Source organism: Bradyrhizobium frederickii (genome assembly GCF_004570865.1).
Lineage (GTDB): Bacteria > Pseudomonadota > Alphaproteobacteria > Rhizobiales > Xanthobacteraceae > Bradyrhizobium > Bradyrhizobium frederickii.
This window is the reverse complement of record NZ_SPQS01000004.1, coordinates 24,898-46,738: the sequence shown is the minus strand read 5'-3', so window position 1 is coordinate 46,738 and position 21,841 is coordinate 24,898. Positions and strand designations below refer to the sequence as shown.

Below are 21,841 nucleotides of genomic sequence, written 5' to 3'. Positions count from 1 at the left end.
CGCAGCGATCATGCGCATGCTCCGTCTCATCGCGGCGACGACGCTGTGCGTCGCGATCCAAGCGGCGCGCGCGGACGACACCGAACCGGCGTGGCGCGCAAGGGCGCTCGCCCTGGTGCCGGCGGGCTACGTCGCCGGCCTCGCCTATCGCACGGAAGGTGCGACCGGCTATCTCGCCGTCTATCCCGCGACATCGAACGATCCGAAGACGCCGGCCAGCGTGTTCGCCGCGCGTCAGAGCCTCGTCGTCACGCTGACGCCGGACGCGACGCGCGCGGTCTCAGCCGAATTGAAGCCGCGCAACGATCGCGATGACGACGACAGCGATTTCGCCAAGCTGCACGCCGAGCTCGCCGAAAAGCGCTCATCGCTGCCCGAGGGCGCCGAGCCCTGCGCTCTCGGCGCCTGGTCCATCGACCAGGATCCCAAAGGCCTCAACGTGCGCGCCGAACCGTCGGTGCAAGGGCGCGTGCTCGGCACGCTGCCGCCGCCTTACCGGCTCAAGCTCGGCGGCGCCGAGAATACGCCCGACGGCGGCTGGCTCACCGAATTCCGCATCATCGGCTTCAAGAACGGCTGGTTCCTGATCGAAGGGGCCAAGCCGCCGGGCAAGGATTACGAGGACGAGAAGCGATATCCGCGCAACGCGCCAAAGCCCTATGCCGGGCGTGGCTGGGTCGCCTCCAACAAGGTCGGCGCCAATTACGCCAATGGCTACACGCGCGCGGGCGGACTGTTCCAGGCGCCCTTCGTCGACGCTAAATGGATGCCGGCGCAGCGCGAGCTCGGCGGCCCGATCGACGGCGACGGCGGGCCGAAGCGCCTCTTGGCCTGCAGCGGCTTCTGGGGGCTGGTCGAGAGTCACGACGGCGTGCGCGGCTGGTGGCGCGCGCTGTGCTCCAACCAGGTCACAAATTGCAGTTGAGTATTCTCCCTCTCCCCGCTTGCGGGGAGAGGGTTGGGGTGAGGGGGAGTCTCCGCAAGGACGGCGACAGTTGGACTCGTGGAGAGTCCCCCTCACCCGGACTTTGCGCCACGCGCAAAGTCCGACCTCTCCCCGCAAGCGGGGCGAGGTGAACTAGCCTCAGCCCAAATTCAACTCTTTGAAAAAGTCGTTGCCCTTGTCGTCGATGATGATGAAGGCGGGGAAGTCGACGACCTCGATGCGCCAGATCGCTTCCATGCCGAGCTCGGGATATTCGAGCACCTCGACCTTCTTGATGCAGTGTTCGGCGAGATTGGCCGCGGCGCCGCCGATCGAGCCGAGATAGAAGCCGCCATACTTCTTGCAGGCCTCGCGCACGGCGGGGGCGCGGTTGCCCTTGGCCACCATCACCATCGAGCCGCCGGCGGCCTGGAACTGGTCGACGAAGGAATCCATGCGGCCGGCGGTGGTCGGACCGAACGCGCCGGAGGCGTAGCCTTCGGGCGTCTTGGCGGGCCCGGCGTAATAGACCGGATGGTTCTTGAAGTAATCCGGCAGCGGCTCGCCCTTCTCCAGCCGCTCACGCAGCTTGGCATGGGCGCTATCGCGCGCGACGATCATGGTGCCGGTCATCGAGACGCGGGTCTTGATCGGATATTTCGAGAACGTCGCCAGAATGTCCTTCATCGGCTGGTTGAGGTCGATCTTGACCACCTCGCCGCCGAGCGACTGCTCGACCTGCGGCAGATATTGCGCCGGGTTGTGCTCGAGCTCCTCGAGATAGATGCCGTCCCTGGTGATCTTGCCGAGCACCTGGCGGTCGGCCGAGCAGGACACGCCGAGCCCGATGGGAAGCGATGCGCCGTGACGCGGCATGCGGATCACGCGCACGTCGTGGCAGAAATATTTCCCGCCGAACTGCGCGCCGACGCCGAGCGACTGCGTCATCTTGTGGATTTCCTTCTCCATCTCGACGTCTCGGAAGGCGTTGCCGTCAGGCGAGCCGTGGGTCGGCAGCGCATCGAGATAGCGCGCCGAGGCAAGCTTCACCGTCTTCATGCAGAGCTCGGCCGAAGTGCCGCCGATCACGATGGCGAGGTGATAGGGCGGGCATGCAGCGGTGCCGAGGGTCAGGATCTTTTCCTTCAGGAACGCGAGCAGCCGGTCCTTGGTCAGCACCGAGGGCGTTGCCTGGAACAAAAAGCTCTTGTTGGCGGAGCCGCCGCCCTTCGCCATGAACATGAACTTGTAGGCATCGTCGCCCTCGGCATAGATCTCGCACTGCGCCGGCATGTTGTTGGCGGTGTTCTTCTCCTCGTACATCGAGAGCGGCGCGACCTGCGAGTAGCGCAGATTGCGGCGCAGGTACGCATCGCGCGCGCCTTCCGACAGCGCCGCCTCGTCATCGCCGTCGGTGATGACGTTGCAGCCCTTCTTGCCCATGATGATCGCGGTGCCGGTGTCCTGACACATCGGCAGCACGCCGCCGGCCGCGATATTGGCATTCTTCAGGAAGTCCAGCGCGACGAACTTGTCGTTGGGGCTGGCCTCATTGTCCTCCAGGATGGCACGGAGCTGCTTCAGATGGCCGGGGCGCAAATAATGGTTGATGTCGCCGAAAGCCGCCTCCGACAGCGCCCGCAGCGCCTCGCGCGACACCACCAGCATGTCTTTCCCCAGGACCTTCTCCACCCGGACGCCCTCGGACGAAATCTTCTTGTAGGGGGTTTCGTCCTTGCCCAGCGGGAACAGGGGGGTGTGCTTGTAGGGGGGAACGGGCTTGGACTGGTCGGGGAAGGCGGTCGGGGCGTTCATGGGCGAATCCGGGGTTTGGGGCCACGCGCGGGCCCTCGCATAGAAGCGTTCTAAGCCCATTTTGGACGGAAAAGGAAGGGACCGGGACGCATGAGAGAGGGCGGCGCGGGCATTTGGGAAGGCGTGGCGCAGCACGTGGAAAGGCCGGACCCCACCCTTGCGCTTCGCGTCCGCCGACGCTTGAATGCGCGCCCTAAGGGGCTTTTCATCATGACATTGAAACTAAACGTCCGCGGCGCGATCCTGGTCGCCGCCGCCATCACCGGCCTTGTGACCCTCACCTCGCCGGCCCGGGCCGACCGCTGCGATGACAGCGCCAAGGAGCTGGCCAACCAGGTCGACCGCCTGAAGGTGAATTTCCGGGCACGCAACGTCGTTTACCTCTCGCACCCGGCGGCCAAGGAGCTGTCGGTCGCCTGCCGCGGCGACAAATATTCGATCGAGCTCTATGCCAAGGGCGATCGCAAGCCCAAGCCGGAATTCTACGGGCTGGTGGGGTCGATGGCGGCGATCGTCTTCACCGTGACCAAGGACGACACCACGACCGGCGCGACACGCTGCCTGAAGCGCATGGGCCTGCTCCGCGGCGACAAGATCACGATGCGCTACCGGCGCCTCAACATGGAATGCACGCGCACCAAGACGGACGCGTCGATCGCGATCACGCGCGGCAAGGACGAATAGGCGGCGGCTCAACCTCTCGCTTGCTACAAACTCGCCGCACGGGCTTCGTGCATCCGACCGTCGTCATTGCGAGCGCAGCGAAGCGATCCAGAATCTTTCCACCGTGACAGCCTGGATTGCTTCGTCGCATCAGCGCAAAATTGCTACGCAATTTTGTCGCGAGCTCCTCGCAATGACGAGGAGAGAATTGTCATCGCTCTCGCTCAGCGTGGATGAAGCCCAAAAATAGCCGTCTCACCACCAACTCCCTCGCATTTTAACGATTGCCTTGAAGGAATTTTCGCGCCTCGCAGGGCAGGCTCAATTGTTTCCATGTGTGAGGATTTGCGGATGAAGGTTTCTACCGTAGCACCGCCGCCGATCGCGATCGTGGTTCCCAGCTACGACACGACCAAGCAGCAGGACGATCAGACCAAGACCAAGGACGCCGACCCGACCTACAAGCCGCAGCCGCCCGTGCCGCTGCCACCGGGTCAGGGCACGCGGATCGATCAGCTGGCCTGAGCAGGCTTGCCACGGAGGGGCCCGATCCGGTCGATCGGGCCTTTCGCGCGTCCGGCCGCATCTTTGCCGGATAGCTGCACCAATATCGTGCGCCGCTCACCCGGGACCTGCGCATGATCGCACGCCTGCTGTTGCAGAACACGGTCTTCGTCGTCGCCATGGGCGCGGTGCTGTTCGCATCCGCGGGAACACTGCAGTGGCCGTCGGCCTGGACGTCCCTCGCCACCTCCGCGCTCCTCGGCCCGCTCTGCGGCTGGTGGCTCTACCGGATCGATCCGGCGTTGCTGGCCGAACGTTTGCGCCCGGTGCTGCAAAAGGATCAGCCCGCCGCCGACAAGATGTTCATGACGGCCTTCGTCTTCGTGATGCTGGCCTGGCTGGTCGTGATGGGGCTTGACCGGCGCTTTCAATCTTCCGACATGCCGACTGCGTTGCAGACGCTCGGCCTCGTGCTGTTCCTGGCCTCGACACTGTTCACCATGTGGGTCTTCCGCGAGAACTCATTCGCCGCCCCCGTGGTGAAGCTGCAGACCGAGCGTGCGCAGCACGTGATCTCGACCGGTCCCTATGCCCATGTCCGCCACCCCATGTACAGCGGCATGGTGCTGTTCTTCGCAGGCCTCCCGCTGCTGCTGGGGTCGTGGTGGGGACTTGCGATGCTGCCACTCTTCGTCGCCTTGTTCGCAGTCCGCATCTCCATCGAAGAGCGCACGCTGCGCGCGGGCCTGCCGGGCTATACCGAATACGCGGCGCGGGTGCGCTATCGCCTCGTGCCCGGCGTCTGGTGAGGGCTGATCCTTTTCCCGTCCGAACCGCTAACCGTCCAGCTCGCGGTAGCGGCGGAAGATGCCCTGCTCGTTGAAGGGAATGCGGCGCGGGCTTGCGAGATAGGCCTTGATGTTCGGCCGCGCAGCGACCCGATCGTGCAGGCCGGCGAGGCCCGGAATGTCCGTCTCGAACGCCTTCATGCGCTTGGGAAAGGCATAGCGCAGCCCCGCGACGAGCTGGAACAGCGAGAGATCGACATAGGTGAGCCGGCGGCCCGTGACATAGACGCCGCCATTCGCGTCGAGAAGCCGCTCGAAATAGCCGAGATATTTCGGCACCCGCTCGTCCCAGAAGTCGGCCGTGCGCTTTTTCGCCGGTGCCTTCTGGTCCTCATAATAGAGCGAGGGTCCGAGCGGATGATGAGTGTCGTGGATCTCGACCACGAAGTCGGTGATGGTGAGCTGGAGCTGGTGCACCCAGAGCTTTCCGGCCTCCGTCTTCGGCGCGAGTCCATGGCGGCTGCCGAGATAGAGCAGGATGTTGGCGGTCTGGCCGATGACGAGCTTGCCCGCTTTCAGGAACGGCGGCGCAAAGGGCGGCGTGCCCTTCTGCGCGTCCATCATCTTCATCATCGCCGCCGTCCCGCGCGCTCCGCGCGCGACATCGACGTAAGCCGCGCCCGCCTCCTCCAGCGCCAGCCGCACATATTCGCCGCGGCCCTGGATCTCGGGCCAGTAGTAGAGCTCGTATTTCATGGGAGGGGTCCGTGAGCGTGGGAGCGATCGGACCAATGTAACATGCAGCCGGAGGTTCCGTCAGGGCGAGACGGATGTACGACATCCTCCGTCATTTGCGCGTGGCGACTTGTCCGCCGAAGCCTTGGCGAAGGCGGAAGCAATCCAGATTGTCTCGCGGAAAGACTCTGGATTGCCTCGTCGTATCAGCGCAAAATTGCTACGCAATTTTGTCGCGAGCGCCTCGCAATGACGGAGGAAAGAGCTCCGCCCGTCAGTTCAATTCGCAGCGAAACAATACAGCAGCCCGTCGCCGCCGGTGCTCTTCAGATCGGCCTGCGAGCAGCCACCATCGGGACCGCGCGAGGGGTGCGAGCTGTTCCAGGACTTTGACGGTTCGTCGTCGCGCAGGCCCTTGCGATCGGCGTGACCGACCACCGCCACACCTTGCGTGCTCGACGTCCAGTTCTTGCACGTCTTGTCGTCGCCGGCGGCGAACGCGGTGCCGTCGGGTTGCGTCCCCGTCAGGATGTCGTGCCGGTTCGGCGTGTCGCCGCTGCCGTTGATGACTTCACCCTTCTCGCTGAGGGCCGTCTGCTTGGTGAGGTTGTTGGCGGGACCGTGCAGCTCGGCGACGTCCTTGGCAATCACGGCACCCTTGGCATTCTGCCACGGTCCCTTGCCGATGCGGTCGCGCGCGTTGACGGCCGGCTTGCCGTCGGCGGCCTGCGTCGAAAGATAGGCGCGCCAGGGCTTGGCGCCGGCGCCGGAGGCCTGAGCCAGCTTCTGGCACTGCGCGTCGGCTCCCTCCAGGCCGCCGAGATCGGCGCCCTTGCCCGGGCCGCTGGAGGTCACGAAGAAGGTCATGTCGGCCGACTGCGCCTGCGCCGACGGTGCCGCAAGCCATGCAAGCGGGACCGCGGCGAGCGCGGAAATCGCCAGGGATCTCTTGATACGGATCATCTTGTCCTCCCGTTCTGTTTGTCCGTTCTGTTTGTCGTTGGCCGCCAGATTTCAACCCGGTGCGCCCCCACTTATTCCGATGCCGCGATGCAGGAGCGCAAAAGAAAAGGCGCCGTGCCGAAGCACGACGCCCTTGTCTTCAATCGCATTGCGATCAGTTGGTCTGCTGGATCGCCGACAATTCCCAGCCGCTGCCGGGCCGGCGGGCGAACGTCCAGACCTCGGTGACTTCGCCCGGCTGCTCGCTGCCGGTGACGAGCGTGCCGCTGTTGCGGTCCAGCGTCTTGTCGGTGAGCGCGAAGCGCAGCGCCACCGTGGCGTAGTCGGTCTCGCCTTCGCGCCAGGCTTCGGCGAGGTCGCCCTGCAGCAGCTTGACGTTGGTGACCTTGTTGACGACGTTGCGCGCACGGTTCTGGGCGAGGTCCTGCTCGAAATAGGAGACCATCTCAGGCGTCGCGAGCGTGTGCAGCTTGGCCACGTCCTCGTTCGACCAGGCCGTCTGAACCTCGCCGAGCAAGCGCTCGAACGCCTCGTAATCGTCCGGCTTGATCTCGAGCGGCGCATTGTTGGCATTGGCGCCGAAACCGAAGCCACCAAGGCCGCTGCGCTGGTTCGGCTGCGGTCCGGGAGCTGCGCCCGCATCGGCATTGGCATAGGCCGCCTGCGGCGAGTGACGGCGCTGCCACCAGGACATCGCCAGCCGCACCACCAGCACCACGAGCACGATCTGGATGATCAGGCCGAGGATCGAGGACAGACCGCCGAGGCCGCCGAACAGGCCGCCGCCGAACAGCATGCCGAGCAGGCCGGCGCCGAGGAAGCCGGCCGCAAGGCCGCCCATGAAGCCGCCGGCGCGGCCGAACAGGCCGCCGCGCGCGGGTGCGGCAGCAGCCGAGTTCATGCCTGCGCCCGGCTGGGTGTAGGTCCGGTTGAACTGCGAGGCCGAGCCCGGCGCCGTCGAGGTCGAGGGCGGAGCGGAATAGGTGCGCGAGCCGCGTGACCCCGACGAGGAGCCGCCGCCGACGCGCGCGTCGGCGGACGAGATCGCCAGTGCAGTCGGCAGCGCAAGCGCCAGCACGACAGCGATCGTCTTGAAGAGACTGCGGGAGCGTAGCGAGAAATTCATGTTCGTTTCCCAAATCCCCGGCATGGGGACGTGCGCTTAAGATGGGCAGACTTGCCGAAAAGTGAAGCCGGTTTCGGAACTTGTGGCTGCGGCCCTCAGTCGCGGGGATGTGGCAAAAGCCCATATTGGACGGGGATTTGGCCGTGGAAGGGAACCGTGGTCACCAGTTACCGGCGGGGGTGGGGATGCGCGCCGAGAGCGCGCCCTCACCCCTGCTTCGTCATGGTCTCCTTCACCGCCGCCACGAGCTGGCTGAGCGTGAACGGTTTCGGCAGGAAGTCGAACTGCTGGCCTTCGGGCAGGCTCTTCTCGAAGGCGTCCTCGGCGTAGCCGGAGACGAAGATGAACTTGATGTCGGGGTTCTTCTCCCGCATCGCCTTCAGCAGCGTCGGGCCGTCCATCTCGGGCATGACGACGTCGGAGACGACGAGATCGATCGCCCCGCTCTGCTCCTCCAGCATCTCCATGGCTTCGACGCCGTTCTCGGCCTCGACCACGGTATAGCCGCGCGAGCGCAAGCCACGGGCGTTCAGCGCGCGCAGGCCCTCTTCGTCCTCGACCAGCAGGATGGTGCCCTGTCCCGTAAGATCGGTGCGCGGCTTGGCCTCGACGGCGGCGGCTTCCTTCGCGGCGCCATTGGTCGCGCTGGCGACAGCCGGCTGCTCGACCTGCACCTCCGGCTCGGCATGATGGCGCGGCAGGAAGATGTGGAACGAGGTGCCCTGCCCCGGCTCGGAGTCCACGTAGATGAAGCCGCCGGTCTGCTTGACGATGCCGTAGACCGTCGACAGGCCGAGGCCGGTGCCTTTGCCCACTTCCTTGGTCGAGAAGAACGGCTCGAAGATCTTGTCGCGGATGTCGGCGGGGATGCCGGTGCCGGTGTCGGCAACCTCGATCCGGACATAATCCGCCGCCGGCATGCCCTTGTAGGCAAGCTTGCCCGCGTCCTCGGTGGTGACGTTGGCGGTACGGATGATCAGCTTGCCGCCGTCGGGCATGGCGTCGCGTGCGTTCACCGCGAGGTTCACGATCACCTGCTCGAACTGGGAGACGTCGACCTTCACCGGCCAGAGATCGCGGCCGTGGACGAGGTCGAGCTTGACCTTCTCGCCGATCAGCCGGCGCAGCAGCATGGTGAGATCGCTCAAGGCGTCGCCGAGATCGAGCACCTGCGGCCGCAGCGTCTGCCGCCGCGAGAACGCGAGCAGCTGCCGCACCAGGGTCGCGGCACGCGTCGCGTTCTGCTTGATCTGCATGATGTCCTGGAACGACGGGTCGGTCGGCTTGTGCGCGTTCAGCAGGAAGTCGTTCGCCATCATGATGGCGGACAGCACGTTGTTGAAGTCGTGGGCGATGCCGCCGGCGAGCTGGCCGACCGTCTCCATCTTCTGCGACTGGTTGATCTGGTTCTCCAGCGCGCGCCGCTCGGTGGTCTCGAGCATGTGCACGATGGCGGTTTCCGCGTCGTTCTCGGCCGAATCGACCGGCGTGACGAAGAACTGGCCCCAGCGTTCCTTGGTCCCTTCCAGCGCCACCTCGACCGGCGCGATGTCGGCCTGGCCTTCGGCGGCCTGGTTGATGGCCGCGATCAGGAGGTGGCGGTCGCGCGCATTGACCGCGCGGAAGATCGACTTGGAGGCGCTGTCGAGCCCCAGCGCCTGACCGAGCTTGGCGTAGCGGGCATTGGCGCGCACGACGTTGCCGGCGCGGTCGACGGTCGCGATCGCCATCGGCGTATGGTCGAAGAAGCGCATGAAGCGCACTTCGGCGGCGCGGTCGGGATCGCTGCGCTCGTCGCGGGCGCGGCTGATGACGAGCGTGCGGGAGGGCCCCGGCGCGCCGTCGGCGCCGAAGGCGAGCTTGTGATAGAGCCGCACCGGCATGGTCTTGCCGGTGCGCATGCGCAGGTCGATGTCGAAGACTTCCGTCTTCACCTCGCCCGGCACCGCCACGATCGACGTCAGCAGCGAGGCGCCGTCGCCGGAGACGATATCGGTCAGCTTGAGGCCGCCCGAACCGATCTCGGCGAGGTCGTAGTCGAGCCAGTTCGCCAGCGTCGCGTTGACATAAGCGAGCTCGCCGGCCGGATTGACCGAGAAGAAGCCACACGGCGCGTGATCGAGATATTCGATGGCGTGCTGGAGCTCCTGGAACACGTCCTCCTGGCGCTCGCGGTCGCGGGTGATGTCGGCGATCGACCATACCGCGTATTTGGCCTCGCGCTTTTCAGTGCCGAGCGGGCGAACGCGCATGCGCAGCCAGCGGCCCTGGCTGCCGTCATGGCCGGAGATGCGCACCTCCTCCTGCTGGCGCTTGCCCTCGCGCGCGGCCTTCAGCAGCCGGAACACGGCCTCGGAGACATCGGGATTGCCGATGAAGACGCGTTCCACCGGGCGCACGTCCTGCGGGCCGCTGGCACCGGTCAGCGTCAGATAGGCGGCATTGGAATAGACCACGTGGCCGCGGGCATCGGTGACCGCGAGCCCGTCGAAGGCATGATCGGAGATGCGGCGAATGATGGGATCGTCGAGATTGCGGTCGGCGAAGCGGACGATGCCGGCGGCGAAGGCGAACAGGTTGAACAGGCCGACCATCGCCAGCACGGCGAGGACACCGAGGATATAGGGCTGCGCCTGCACCCGTCCGAGCGTCATCAGTCCGACGGCGACGGCGACGAGGCCGGCGGCCACCAGCAGCACCAGCGCAATGCTGCCCGACCGCGGCGACGGCTCGTGCGCCGCAACGGGCTCGCGTGTGAGGTCGTGGTCGGTCTCGGCGGTCATCTCAAGCTGGCGCGGCCTGTCGGCAGAGAATCAACGCGCCACGGGCGCGTGGGGTCCTCCCTGCCTGAATCGGACCCTGAGGTGCAAGGGCAGCAGCGCCGAAAGGTACGCTGATTCCCAGATTACGGCCACTTCCGGTACTTTTCGGGTGTTTTATCCCCGCCCCGCGCCAAATCCGCGTTTCAGCCGCATGACGTAGCCGATCACTTCGGCTACCGCGTGGTAGTGCTCGGTCGGGATTTCCTGGTCGATCTCGACGGTGGCGTAGAGCGCGCGGGCCAGCGGCACGTTCTCCACGATCGGAATGTCGTGCTCGCGCGCGATCTCCCGGATCTTGAAGGCGAGGTTGTCGACGCCCTTGGCGACGCAGATCGGCGCCGACATGCCGCGCTCGTAGGACAGCGCCACCGAATAGTGGGTCGGGTTGGTGATGATCACCGAGGCCTTGGGAACCGCCGCCATCATGCGCTTCTTGGCGCGCTGCTGCCGCAATTGCCGGATCTTGCCCTTGATGTGCGGATCGCCTTCGGACTGCTTGAACTCTTCCTTGATCTCCTGGAGCGACATCTTCTGCCGCTGGAACCAGCTGCGATACTGGAAGAAATAATCGGCGATGGCGATGACCGCGAGCGCTGCGACCACCGCGCCGAGCAGATGAATGGTCATGCTGGTGCTGGCGCCGAGCATGGCGGCCGGATCGAGCTTCACCATCGCCTCCATGCGATGCCGCTCCGGCCACAGGATCATGGTCATGACGACGCCGAGCGCGATCAGCTTGCCGAGACCTTTCAGGAAATTCGCCGCCGCCTGCTTGCCGAAGATGCGCTTGAAGCCGGCGCCGGGCGAGATCTTGCTGAATTTGGGTTTGAGGGATTCGGCCGACCACACCAGGCGGTGCTGGAGCATGTTGCCGGCGATCGCCGCCAGCACCAGCATCAGCAGGGGTACGCCGACCGCCGCCAGCAAGGCGAATTCGATCTGCTGCATCAGCGCGAGCAGGGCCTTGCCGTCGGTCTTGATCATCCAGGAATTGGCGAGCAAATTGCGCATCGGCGTCAGCAAGCCGCTGCCCACCGAGCCCGAGAAGGTCGACACCACGAGCGTGCCGCCCGCCATCATGAACCAGGTGTTGATCTCCTGGCTCTTGGCGACGTCGCCGCGCTCGAGCGCATCGTCCAGACGTTTTTGCGTCGGGTCTTCTGTTTGACTCTCTGGATCGCTGTCTTCTGCCATCGATCTATCGCGACCTGAGCGGCATCAATTGGTGCATGACACCGATGAAGTAATCCAGAAAGGTGCCCATCATCGCCGTGAGCACCACGGCGAGCACCAGGAAGCCCGCGAAGATCGAGAGCGGCACGCCGACGAAATAGACCTGCATCTGCGGCATCAGCCGCGCCAGCACGCCGAGGCCGATGTTGAAGACGAGGCCGAACACCAGAAACGGCCCCGAGAGCTGCAAGCCCAGGCGAAACGCGGCGGCAAAGGCACGCGTGGCCAGCGAGGCGACGTCGCCGCTCGACACGGTCTCGCCCGGCGAGAAGATGGTATAGCTTTCGTTCAGCGCCGCGATCACCAGGTGATGGCTGTCGGTGGCAAACAGCAGCGTCACCCCCAGCATGGTCAGGAAGTTGCCGACCAGCACGCCCTGCTGCCCCTGGGTCGGATCGACCGAGGTGACGAAACCGAGCCCCATCTGCTGCGCGATCACCGATCCTGCGACCTGCAGCGCCGACAGCGTCACGCGCGCCGTCGCGCCCAGCACGATGCCGATCGCGATCTCATGCAGCATCAGGACCAGGAGCGGCGCCAGCGAGCCCATGTCGACCTGGTAGGCGTTGCGATGCAGCGGCAGGATGATCAGCGTGAGCAGCAGCGCGATCGACAATTTGATCCGCGTCGGAATATTGGTCTCGCCCAGCCCCGGCAGCAGCATCACCATCGCGCCGACCCGGGCGAAGGCGAGCATGAAGGAAGCGGCGAGCGCCGGCAGCAGCGAGACGTCGATGCGCATAATTGCTGCATCTTGCCTCAGCCGCCGATGATTCGCGACGAGATCCGCAGCATGTGGGAATGAAGCGCGTCGGCCATGAACGGCAGCGCCAGCAGCATCGTGGCAAAGATGGCCAGGATCTTCGGCACGTAGATCAGGGTCTGCTCCTGGATCTGCGTCAGCGCCTGGAACAGCGACACGATGACGCCGACCACGAGACCGACCACCATCAGGGGGGAGGACACAATCACGATCGTCCAGATGGCATCGCGCGCGACGTCGAGGGTTTCGGGGCCGGTCATTTGCAGAATTCCTTATTCAAGTTTCATCCCCACCGTCCCGGAGAGGATTGTCCGGCCCTCCCCGTCATTGCGAGGAGCCCTTGCGACGAAGCAATCCAGCGTGGTGCGACGGAAAGATTCTGGATTGCTTCGCTGCGCTCGCAATGACGCTTGGCGGGCACCCTGCCCCCAAATCAGATCGGCATCTTCATGATGTCTTCGTAGGCCGCGATCACGCGGTCGCGGACCGACACCAGCGTGGACACCGCGACGTCGGTGTCGGCGACCGCGGTCACCACGTCCATCACGTTGGCCTTGCCGGAGGCCATCGCGACCGTCTGCGCATCCGACTTGCGGCCGGATTCCATGACGCTGCCGACGGCGTCCTTCAGCAGCGAGGCAAAGGATTGCCCGCTGGCCTCGCTGCCTTTGCCGGCACCGGCGCCGCTGTTTTCGAGCACCCGGGCGAGGTTGGCGTAAGCATTGGCGGCGATTGTCGGTGATGCCATGGCTCAATTGTCCTGTTCAGCTCTTGAGGATGTCGAGCGTGCGCTGGATCATCCGGCGCGTCGCACTGATGATGTTGAGATTGGCCTCGTAGGACCGCTGCGCGTCGCGCATGTCGGTCATCTCGACCACCGAGTTCACATTGGGGTATTTGACGTTGCCGCTGGCGTCCGCGACCGGATTGTTCGGCTCGTATTTGACGCGGAAGTTCGACTGGTCGGGCTTGATCCTGCCGAGGGTGACGACCTGCGCGTCGAGCGTGCGGTCGAGCGCGGAGGAGAAGGTCGGAACCTTGCGCCGGTAGGGGTCGCCGCCGGGGGTCTGCGCGGTCGAATCCGCATTCGCGATGTTTTCCGAGATCACCCGCATGCGGCCGGCTTGCGCCCGCAGACCGGAGGTCGCGATCGCCATCGAGCGGGCAAAGTCACTGCTGTCATTGGCCATGATGCGCTTCCCCTAGCTGTTCTGTTCCCGGATCATGCCGCTAGCCCTTGCCGATCGCGGTCTTGAGCAGATGCAGGCTCTTCGAATAGAGCGAGGTCGCCGCCGCGTAGTCCATCTGGTTGCTGGCGGCCTTCATCATCTCCTCTTCGAGATTGACGGCGTTGCCGGCAGGGCGGGTTTCGAAGCCCGCGTTCTTGTTCTGGTCGAATCCGGACGCTGCGCCTGACGGCGTCATGTGCGAGCCACTGGTGCGGGTCAGCGCGAGGGGGCCCATCGAGCCCGTGACGGCCCCGCTCTTGTCGAGCTTCGGCTCGACCAGGTCGCGCGGCCGGAATTTGGGCGTGTCGGAATTGGAGACGTTCTCGGACAGGACGCGCTGGCGTTCCTGGTGCCACTGCATCTTGGTGCGAAGCGCCGACAGTACCGGGAGGTCGTTGATGGACATCGTCGCGGCTCCTTCCGCCTGGTACGGACCTCGAGGTCCGCAGCTAGGCAGAATTTGCCGCCTGTATGGTTAACAGCTGGTTAAGGGACCCTCGACGGATGTCCCCGAGCGGGACACGATTCCGTCGCTCCCGTGATCCGACGCCGCCAAAAGTAGCATTAACCCAACCGTTTGGCGGGCCGTGCACAGCCCAAGAAGTCGTTTTGGATCGAGCGATTCATGGGTTATTAAGAGTTGGGGACGGCAAAACTTGCCGTGGGACGTTAAGAAATCGCAGTTTGGGGCATCGTAGGCCGGTGGTTGGCGTATCCGACCATGGGCACGAGAGCAGCGCCATTTGTCGGGGACTAGTATGCAAGGCAGCCCTATCACCTTCATCGTCGCGTTCATCGTCGTTCTGGCGTTGATCGGCGTCGCTGCCTGGCTGGTTCGCCGATTCGCCACCAGCCGGCTCGGCGCCAACACCCAGCGCGGCAGGATGCCCCGGCTTGCCGTGATCGATGCCGCCGCGGTCGACGGCCGGCGCCGCCTGGTGCTGGTCCGGCGTGACAATGTCGAGCACCTCCTGATGATCGGCGGTCCCACCGACATCGTGGTCGAGCCCAACATCGTTCGTGCCGCACATGGCCGCGATCAGCTCCCCCAGCGTCCCAACGCCGCCGAGCCGCCGCGCCTTGCCCCGATGCCGGATTCCGGCGGCTGGGCCGACGAGGCGCCGCGGCCCGAGCTGCTCGATCATCCCGAGCCGCAAATGCCCGAGCCGCCGCCGCGGCCTTCGCGCCCGTCCTTCGCCGACGAGGTGCGCCGGCCCGCCCCCGCGCTGGCCGAACGCCGCAGCGATCCCCTGGCCGGCTTCACGGCCGATGCGATCGCGCCGCGCCCCGAGCGCGAACCGCGGCCCGAGCCGCTGCCGCCGCGCGTTCCGCGCAGCGAGCCGCCGCTGATGCCGAGGCCGCCGCGCCAGAGCGAGCCGATGAAAATGCCGCCCGTGCGGGCCGAGCGCGCCGCTGCACCGCCGCCTCCTCCTCCGCCGGCTCCGCCCGTTCCGCCGCCGGCACCCGCCGCGGGCCCGTCCAGCGCCGAGCAGAACCTTGCGGAAATGGCACAGCGGCTAGAGGCCGCGCTGCGCCGACCCGCCGGCGAAACGGTCGCGCCGCCCGTCGCGCCGGAGCCGCCGGCCGCTCCCCCGCGGGCGGCTCGCAGCGAGCCGGCGGCGCCGCCGGCCCCGCCGCCGAAGCCGGCTGCGGAAAAGACCAGCTTTGAAAATCTCGAAGACGAGATGGCCTCGCTGCTCGGCCGTCCGAAGCCGTCTTCGTGAGGCTGCCGTCCCTCCCGCGTAGAGTTGTTTTCCTTTCTGTCCTGTTAGTCGCGGCCTCGCTCGCAGGCCTTGCGCATGCGCAGGACATCAGCATCAATCTCGGCGGCGGCGCTGGCGGTGGCGGCGTCACCGAGCGCGCGATCCAGCTCATCGCGCTGCTCACCGTGCTGTCGATCGCACCGTCGATCCTGATCATGATGACGTCGTTCACGCGCATCGTGGTCGTGCTGTCGCTGCTGCGCACCGCGATGGGTACGGCGACCGCGCCGCCGAACTCGGTGATCATCGCGCTGGCCATGTTCCTCACCTTCTTCGTGATGGGCCCGGTGCTGCAGAAATCCTACGACGACGGCATCCGCCCGCTCGTCGCCAACCAGATCGGCGTCGAGGACGCGCTGCAGCGCGCCTCCGTCCCGCTGCGCGGCTTCATGCAGAAGAACGTGCGGGAGAAGGACCTCAGGCTGTTTCTGGATCTGTCGGGCGAACCGGCGCCGGCCACCCCCGACGACCTCGCGCTTCGCATCCTCGTCCCCGCCTTCATGATCTCCGAGCTGAAGCGCGCCTTCGAGATCGGCTTCCTGTTGTTCCTGCCCTTCCTGATCATCGACCTCGTCGTCGCCTCGGTGCTGATGTCGATGGGCATGATGATGCTGCCGCCGGCAACGATCTCACTGCCGTTCAAGCTGATCTTCTTCGTGCTGGTCGACGGCTGGTCGCTGGTGGCGGGAAGCCTGGTGCAGAGCTACGGGGGGTGACGGCGAGCTCGGCACCACGTCGCCGCCGCAACCTCTCCGCCACCGGGATTCACTTCCGGCCCCTCCGCGTCATTGCGAGGAGCCCTTGCTTCGCCTCGCTCGCAATGGCGGAGAATGTCGAGCCGTCACGGGCCGCGCTTCGCGCGGAGGGCGCCTACCGCGTCATCTTGATCTGCCGCACCACGGGAATCGTGGGCAGTGAGCCGGTGTGCTCGGCTTCGTCCTTGGCGTGGGGTGGGGCTGGTGCGCGGGCGGAGGCGTCGGGGAAGCGCTGCTTCATCTCGCGCAGGAAGCCGTCGAGCGTGTCGACGCTGGCGGCGAGCTTGGCGATCTCGGCGAATTCGGCGCTGGAGGCCGCGGCCGGCTTGCTGGCGATGTCGAAGGCGAGACGGTCGGCGCTCTCGCTCATAAGCGGCGCGTATTTCTCGCGGAAGCGCGACAGGCCGATCGAGTCGTCGGCGAGCGCATAGCCGACGGCGGCGCGGATGATGTCGCTCTTCTCCACCGCGTTGAGCGGCTTGAAGTCGCGGAAGCGCTCGCCGTAATAGAGCTCGATCTGCTCGGCGGCCTCGCGCCAGCGCCGGGCCGCCCAGAAAATGTCGGAGCGCAGGCGGAGCACTTCGCGCCCGGCGACGTTGGAGACGATGTCGAGCGCGAGATCGTGACGACCGACGTCGCTCTGCGCGCGCGCTTCCAGCAGCAGGCGCTGCTGCCTGAGTTCGCCGGAGAGATCGCTGATGCGGCTTGCACGCAGTGCGGTGATCGCCATGTCGGGCTTGCGGTTGGCGAGATAGATCATGGCCAGGCGCGCGGCGACCTGGGCACGCGCGGCGCCTTCGAGGCGATGGTCGACCTGGTATTGCAGGAGCTCGGCGGCCTGGTCGAGCAGATCGATCGAGGCGAGACGGTCGGCGAGCCGGCGGATCAGCTCGTCGCCGCGGCGGCCGATCGGCGTCAGCTCGCGGAACTCGTAGAACATGCCGAGCGCTTCGACCGGCGGCAGCTCGTCGCCTTTCGGTCCCAGGAAGATCTGCGTGAACAGCTCGGAGGCGAGGTCCTGCGCCTGGCGGGAGGCTTCCGCGTTGGGCTGGAGCCTCGTCGCGGTGCGCGCCGCGGTGAGCGCGTCGCGGTAGCGACCGCTCTCGGCATACATCCGCGACAGCATCTGGAGCGTCTTGACCTCGATCGAGTCGCCGCGCCAGGTCATGGACAGAGTCTCGAGCTCGCGCAGCGCGTCTTCCTTGCCGATCTCGTCGCGCTTCTGCCGCAGCGCGATCTCGAGCTGCTTGGCTTCCGCCGCCGCCGGCCGGTCGGCCGAGGCGGCTGCGAACTTGTAGTCGTCGAGCGCGTCCTTGTCGTGGCCGAGCGCCTCGGCGAGCCGGCCGCGCAACACGGCGAAGCCGGGCGCGGCCTCGGGCGAGACGCCGACCACTTCGAGCTCGCTGCGGCGCTTGGAAGCGCCGGCGTAATCCTTCACCTCGAGGGACGCGCGCATCGCGTCCATTGTCACGATGCGCTGGATGTCGAGCGGCAGCGAGGCGATGGCGAATTCGACGTTCTTGAACTTCTCGCGCGCGTCCGCCCATTTGCCCTGGCGCGCGAAGGCGAGCGCCTTCCAGAGCTGGGAATCGTGGCTGTTGCCGATCACGGGATTGGCGAGGTCCTTCAGGCCCTGCGCCGGCCGGCCGATCAGGATGCTGGCGATCGCATGCATGATCAGCGCGCCGCTCTCCTCCTTGTTGAGGGGATCGGCCAGCATGACGTCGGTGACGGCCTTGGCTTCGTAATACATCGCACGCGACATGTAGAACTGCGCGAGGTCGAGCCGCGGCAGCGAGCGTAGCGCCGGCTCGACCGCCGCGATCGCCGTCATCAGCTCGCTCTGGCGCGCCATGAAGTTTTCCGACTGGCCCCTGCGCCAGCCTTCGGGACTGAAGACCGGGCGCACCGCGGTCGGCGCCCGCTCGGCCGCGATGTCGACCGGCGACAGCGTCAATCCGCCCTTCTTGCCGAGAATCACCTTGTCGGCGCCGACCTCGACGCCGATCTCGTCGGAGTTCGGCCGGATCGCGATGCCGTGCGCGGATTCCAGCAGCGAGAGATCGACGAGGTCCTGCCGCTTGATGAAGCCGCGCACCGGCCGCTGCGCGGTGACGACATAGAGCGTGTCGCCGGCGTCGGGGTCGGTAAGCTTGTGCAACTGGCCCGGGTTGGCGAAGGGGATCGCGATGTTGGCAAGCGCGGGGTCGGTGATGTTGCGCGATATCATCAGCGGCAGCGGCGTCGACTGGATCTTGTCGGCCAGCGTCAGGAGCCAGTTGGTCTCCTTGCCGACCTCCTCGCTCGCCAGCGAGTAGACCAGCGGACGGGTGAGACGAATGCGCACCGCCTGCCCCTTGTCGAGAGGGACGCGCCCGACCTCGCCGATCATCGCGCCGCCCTTGGCGCGGATCGCCTCGACGTCGATCGGCTTCAGCGTATCGAACACCAGCCAGACGGTATCGCCGCGGCGGAACGCGGCCGCGGCCGTTGCAACCTGAATCGGGAACGTCACGCGCAAGCCGTCGCTGTCGCGACGCGCATCGACGCCGGCGACCGTGGGCTGCGGCGCAGGCTTGACAGTTTCCTTGACAGTTTCTTTGGCGGCTTCCTTGACCGGCTCCTTTGCGGCCTCGTCGGCCGGCGCGGGCCTGGCCGGTACGGTCGCAGCTTCGGCAGCTGGGGGCACCGGTTTCGCAATTTCCTTCGCGACCTCCTTGGCCGCCTCAGGAGCGCGCGCCGCCTCGGTCGCGGGAGCCGGCGCCGGTTTCGGCGCTTCGGCTGACGGCGTCGCCGCCGGCGCTTCCGGCTTCACGTCGATCTTGGCTTCGCGCGCGATCGTCTCGGAGGTCGGCGGCACGATCTCGCGATGGGCGTCCTTGGGCCTCTCGGCCGCCGGCTTGTCGGGCGACGGCTGAGGTCCGTGACCTGCAGGCTTCATCTGTGTGAGCGCCGCCTCGGGCGTCGCGGCAATCTTGCCCTTGTCGGGCTGGAAAGACACGTCGACGATGTAGTTCTTCTCGTCGCGGAACGAATGCACGTCGGAATCGCCGATCAGCGCGATCTCGACATGGGTCTGGTCGATGTCGGCCTTCTGCTTGATCGAGGCAACGTTTGGCGGCGCCGCGACGACCGCGTCCGCCAGATCGAAATTGAGGTTGGCATTGAAAGCCAGCGTGAGCTTCTGCTCGTTGAGCACGGAGGAGACGCCGACACCGTCGGGCATCTCGAACACGAAGCGTACGAAGGTCGGCTGCACCGAGGCACGCACGCGGATCGCCGGACGCTTCTTGGTCTCAGCCGCGGCGCGCTGGGCGCGCAGCGCGCGCTCGGCGATGCGCGCACGCTCGGCGAGTTCCTTGACGACGTCCATCGGCAGGCTCGGCGGCGGCCCCTTCCAGCCCTCGGGCAAGAGGTCGATGAAGGTGCGCTCGCCGGCGTTCATGGTGTTGACCGTGACGCGCCGCGCCAGCGACAGGCGGATGGCGGTGCCATCGGGATCGCGGCGCGCGGAATTGATGTAATCGGGGGCGCCTTCGGGCACGCGGTCGACGGGAACGTCGACGGGCCGGTCGAAGCGGATGATGAGGATGGAGCCCGCGGTCGCCACCTCGGAGGGAACGTCCTCGCCGAGCTTGATGACGAGGCGGGCAAAGCCGCCGCCGGCCGAAAACGTCGCCTCGCCCCTGACGGGATCGGCCGCCCGGACCGGCGCACCGAGGCCGATCAGCAGGCAGACCGCCAGCATGCCCGCCGCGCGGACATGACGCGACAGGCCCGGCGCGAAAGCGCGGGCTCGCGACACAAATCCAGCGGCAGCCTCTCGCGCCATTGGCGGCATTTCTTCCGTTTCGACGGTCGACGCCGGTCCTGGCGCCGGCCCCTGCCCTCGACTGTAGGTCTCGCCAATTAAGGACTTGTTAATGCTAAATCTTGATTTGCTCTGGGGGCTGCACGCCGTGCCGCATCGAGCGTCGACGGATCCGCTGGATTTGAATTTGAGACGCCGATGGTTAAGGACTTGTTAAGGCCGGCACGACGGTGCTGTCGCGCATGGTCAGTCCCTTCACGGTACCCCATAGCGGACAAAGGCTTCGTCAATTGCGGCATCGATCCTCTTAGCCGCGGAGATGTCGCTATGGCCACCGTCTGTGTCGCCGAGCTTGAATCGGGCAAGCCCTCGGCCGTACAGCGCGCTGGCAAGCTTGGGCACGAGTCGCAGCGCTGAGTTGTAGTCATCTATAGCCGCGGAGAATTGCCCCATTTTCAGATTTATAAGAGCTCGCGAGTCGTATGCTGCCGCGTTGTTTGTTTCCGATCGAAGCACAATATCGCAGTCTTCCAGCGCAGCCTGTAAAGCGCCAAGGACGGCTCGGGTCCAACAGCGGCCGCTCCGCGCCGCCTCCAGCTTCGGATCAAGGCGAATTGCCTCGTCATAGTCCCGCGCTGCGCGGTCGAACGCGCTCGTCTTCAAGTAGGCTGCCGCGCGGTTAGCATAGGCAGCGCCATAGTTCGGGTTGAGCTTGAGCGCCTCCTCAAGAGCGCCGATCGCTAGATCGTTCGCGCCAGCTCTCAGATAGGCTACGCCGAGGTTGTTGAAGGCTTTCGCATAGTTCGGGTCAAGCCTCGTCGCCTCGAGGAAATCCTTGATCGCGCGTTCGTAGTCGGCTTTAGCGCTATAGGCATTCCCCCTGTTGTTGTAGGCGATAACGAAGCCGTTCACCGTTCCCTCGCCCGCTTCGATGAACGCCGTGCAGCCATCGATCCGAACTTCGGGTGACACGCGGTCTGAGCTGTTACACAGTTCAATGCTCGTGAGGGAGCTGCCCTTCTTCGGCTTCTGCGCCCAGCCAGACGAACTGGACAGCACAATAATAAGAACGAGCATCACCGCGTTGATGAAACCGGCTCTTGCGGTCATTGCCACACCAAACGTCCCACTCCGACAGCGAGCGAAGCACCAATCTTGATTTCTGCCCGGCCGGCGCTGCGGCATCAAGACGGCCTTCGGGCCAGGCCGGTTTCTCAGCATCCCCGACAGATGTTGAGCCTGCGATTGCCGCTTCGATCGGGCTCCGGCGCCGCGGATGTCGGCGGCTTCTTCAGGAGCTTGCTGTTGCCCTCTTCGATCAAGGTAGAGAATCTGACCGACCCATCATCCGAAATCTCGATATGCGGCGTCGTGCCCCGGATCCCGAGCGTGGCGACAGGGGTATCGACCTTCATGTCGCCTGTCTTTGCGACGCTGCCTGCAACAAAAGTGAACGTTCCCTTGGCGAGATTGAATAGGCTCGCATTGGACTTGCCGGCCGGTTCATATACATAATGATCCAGCACCATACGGGCGTTGCTCGATAAATTGAACGAGCTGCCGTCGGTAAAATTGATGCCGACTCGGCCGTCGGCCCCGGTCTGCACCACATCACCAAGATATACGGGGTCACCGGCGTTGGCCCGGCCGGGGTCACTCGCCACATTCGCCTGAACGATCACTGCGCCCGCATGTTCGATGGTGACCGAGCCTGCGGCCGTTACCACCTTCCCAATCGGTTTCGGTGACGCGGTAGCGACGGCGGGCTTGGCGGAATCGATTTGCGCTCGAGCCGCACTCGGCAAGAAACAGCCAAGCGCCACAACAAGGAGGGTCGCAAGAGCGGCTATCGCAGGTCTGCACATGATCCCCCCTTTCTGAGAAGATCTTGCCGCTATCGGCGGTCCATTTTTTGAACCGCGCAACGCCGCTACAATGAATATAAT

20 protein-coding genes are annotated in these 21,841 nt (G+C 65.7%); 6 read left to right on the top strand and 14 right to left on the bottom strand.

Features of this window, described 5'->3' with window-relative positions; translation table 11 throughout:
* Positions 1–10 precede the first annotated feature (10 nt).
* Positions 11–925, top strand: coding sequence for an SH3 domain-containing protein (locus E4K64_RS07975; RefSeq protein WP_135163034.1), 915 nt, complete (start codon positions 11–13; stop codon positions 923–925).
* A gap of 159 nt (positions 926–1,084) precedes the next feature.
* On the opposite strand, the gene E4K64_RS07970 is transcribed toward E4K64_RS07975, so the two are convergent.
* Positions 1,085–2,740, bottom strand: coding sequence for a fumarate hydratase (locus E4K64_RS07970; RefSeq protein ID WP_135163033.1), 1,656 nt, complete (start codon positions 2,738–2,740; stop codon positions 1,085–1,087).
* A 210-nt stretch (positions 2,741–2,950) separates the two neighbouring features.
* Here E4K64_RS07970 and E4K64_RS07965 point away from each other — a divergent pair, with 210 nt between their 5' ends.
* The 3 genes from E4K64_RS07965 (at position 2,951) to E4K64_RS07955 (ending at position 4,716) form a co-directional block, all read left to right on the top strand.
* Positions 2,951–3,424 carry a hypothetical protein gene (locus tag E4K64_RS07965; protein ID WP_135163032.1) on the top strand — a complete coding sequence of 158 codons (474 nt, stop codon included), beginning with the start codon at positions 2,951–2,953 and terminating at the stop codon, positions 3,422–3,424.
* A gap of 330 nt (positions 3,425–3,754) precedes the next feature.
* A complete protein-coding gene (locus E4K64_RS40200) occupies positions 3,755–3,928 on the top strand; it encodes a hypothetical protein (RefSeq protein WP_167771876.1) in 174 nt (57 codons plus the stop codon).
* A 113-nt stretch (positions 3,929–4,041) separates the two neighbouring features.
* Positions 4,042–4,716 carry a methyltransferase family protein gene (locus E4K64_RS07955; protein WP_135163030.1) on the top strand — a complete coding sequence of 225 codons (675 nt, stop codon included), beginning with the start codon at positions 4,042–4,044 and terminating at the stop codon, positions 4,714–4,716.
* A gap of 27 nt (positions 4,717–4,743) precedes the next feature.
* On the opposite strand, the gene E4K64_RS07950 is transcribed toward E4K64_RS07955, so the two are convergent.
* From E4K64_RS07950 to flgB, 10 genes are all read right to left on the bottom strand, one after another.
* A complete protein-coding gene (locus E4K64_RS07950) occupies positions 4,744–5,451 on the bottom strand; it encodes a glutathione S-transferase (RefSeq protein WP_135163029.1) in 708 nt (235 codons plus the stop codon).
* Positions 5,452–5,709: 258 nt separating this feature from the next.
* Positions 5,710–6,393, bottom strand: a complete 684-nt coding sequence (locus tag E4K64_RS07945) for a lectin (protein ID WP_135163028.1) — start codon at positions 6,391–6,393, stop codon at positions 5,710–5,712.
* Between the two features lie 154 nt (positions 6,394–6,547).
* Complete coding sequence (locus E4K64_RS07940; RefSeq protein WP_135163027.1) at positions 6,548–7,543, bottom strand: Tim44 domain-containing protein; 996 nt, start codon at positions 7,541–7,543, stop codon at positions 6,548–6,550.
* A gap of 182 nt (positions 7,544–7,725) precedes the next feature.
* Positions 7,726–10,302, bottom strand: a complete 2,577-nt coding sequence (cckA, locus tag E4K64_RS07935) for a cell cycle histidine kinase CckA (protein ID WP_135163026.1) — start codon at positions 10,300–10,302, stop codon at positions 7,726–7,728.
* 153 nt (positions 10,303–10,455) lie between these two features.
* Positions 10,456–11,535 (bottom strand): flagellar biosynthesis protein FlhB, encoded by a 1,080-nt coding sequence (flhB, locus tag E4K64_RS07930; RefSeq protein ID WP_135163025.1) that lies wholly within the window; start codon positions 11,533–11,535, stop codon positions 10,456–10,458.
* A gap of 4 nt (positions 11,536–11,539) precedes the next feature.
* Positions 11,540–12,316, bottom strand: a complete 777-nt coding sequence (gene fliR / locus E4K64_RS07925; protein ID WP_135163024.1) for a flagellar biosynthetic protein FliR — start codon at positions 12,314–12,316, stop codon at positions 11,540–11,542.
* 17 nt (positions 12,317–12,333) lie between these two features.
* A complete protein-coding gene (gene fliQ / locus E4K64_RS07920) occupies positions 12,334–12,597 on the bottom strand; it encodes a flagellar biosynthesis protein FliQ (RefSeq protein WP_015684971.1) in 264 nt (87 codons plus the stop codon).
* A gap of 173 nt (positions 12,598–12,770) precedes the next feature.
* Complete coding sequence (fliE, locus tag E4K64_RS07915) at positions 12,771–13,085, bottom strand: flagellar hook-basal body complex protein FliE (protein WP_097658032.1); 315 nt, start codon at positions 13,083–13,085, stop codon at positions 12,771–12,773.
* Positions 13,086–13,101: 16 nt separating this feature from the next.
* Complete coding sequence (gene flgC / locus E4K64_RS07910; protein WP_126260781.1) at positions 13,102–13,527, bottom strand: flagellar basal body rod protein FlgC; 426 nt, start codon at positions 13,525–13,527, stop codon at positions 13,102–13,104.
* Positions 13,528–13,567: 40 nt separating this feature from the next.
* Complete coding sequence (gene flgB / locus E4K64_RS07905; RefSeq protein ID WP_135163023.1) at positions 13,568–13,972, bottom strand: flagellar basal body rod protein FlgB; 405 nt, start codon at positions 13,970–13,972, stop codon at positions 13,568–13,570.
* 352 nt (positions 13,973–14,324) lie between these two features.
* Between flgB and E4K64_RS07900 the strand changes: the two genes are divergently transcribed.
* Positions 14,325–15,290, top strand: coding sequence for a flagellar biosynthetic protein FliO (locus tag E4K64_RS07900; protein WP_135163022.1), 966 nt, complete (start codon positions 14,325–14,327; stop codon positions 15,288–15,290).
* Positions 15,287–16,045: a flagellar type III secretion system pore protein FliP gene (gene fliP / locus E4K64_RS07895; RefSeq protein ID WP_135163021.1), complete on the top strand. Its 759-nt coding sequence runs from the start codon at positions 15,287–15,289 to the stop codon at positions 16,043–16,045. Before E4K64_RS07900 ends, fliP begins: the two co-directional genes overlap by 4 nt.
* 154 nt (positions 16,046–16,199) lie before the next feature.
* Here fliP and E4K64_RS07890 read toward each other — a convergent pair whose 3' ends face one another.
* The 3 genes from E4K64_RS07890 to E4K64_RS07880 all read right to left on the bottom strand — a co-directional run bounded on the left by E4K64_RS07890 (position 16,200) and on the right by E4K64_RS07880 (position 21,622).
* Positions 16,200–19,916, bottom strand: coding sequence for a tetratricopeptide repeat protein (locus E4K64_RS07890; RefSeq protein ID WP_167771875.1), 3,717 nt, complete (start codon positions 19,914–19,916; stop codon positions 16,200–16,202).
* A 234-nt stretch (positions 19,917–20,150) separates the two neighbouring features.
* Complete coding sequence (locus tag E4K64_RS07885) at positions 20,151–21,005, bottom strand: tetratricopeptide repeat protein (protein ID WP_235884639.1); 855 nt, start codon at positions 21,003–21,005, stop codon at positions 20,151–20,153.
* Positions 21,006–21,109: 104 nt separating this feature from the next.
* The gene (locus tag E4K64_RS07880) at positions 21,110–21,622 is read right to left on the bottom strand and encodes a FecR family protein (protein WP_235884584.1); all 513 of its coding nucleotides are present in this window, start codon (positions 21,620–21,622) and stop codon (positions 21,110–21,112) included.
* Positions 21,623–21,841 lie beyond the last annotated feature (219 nt).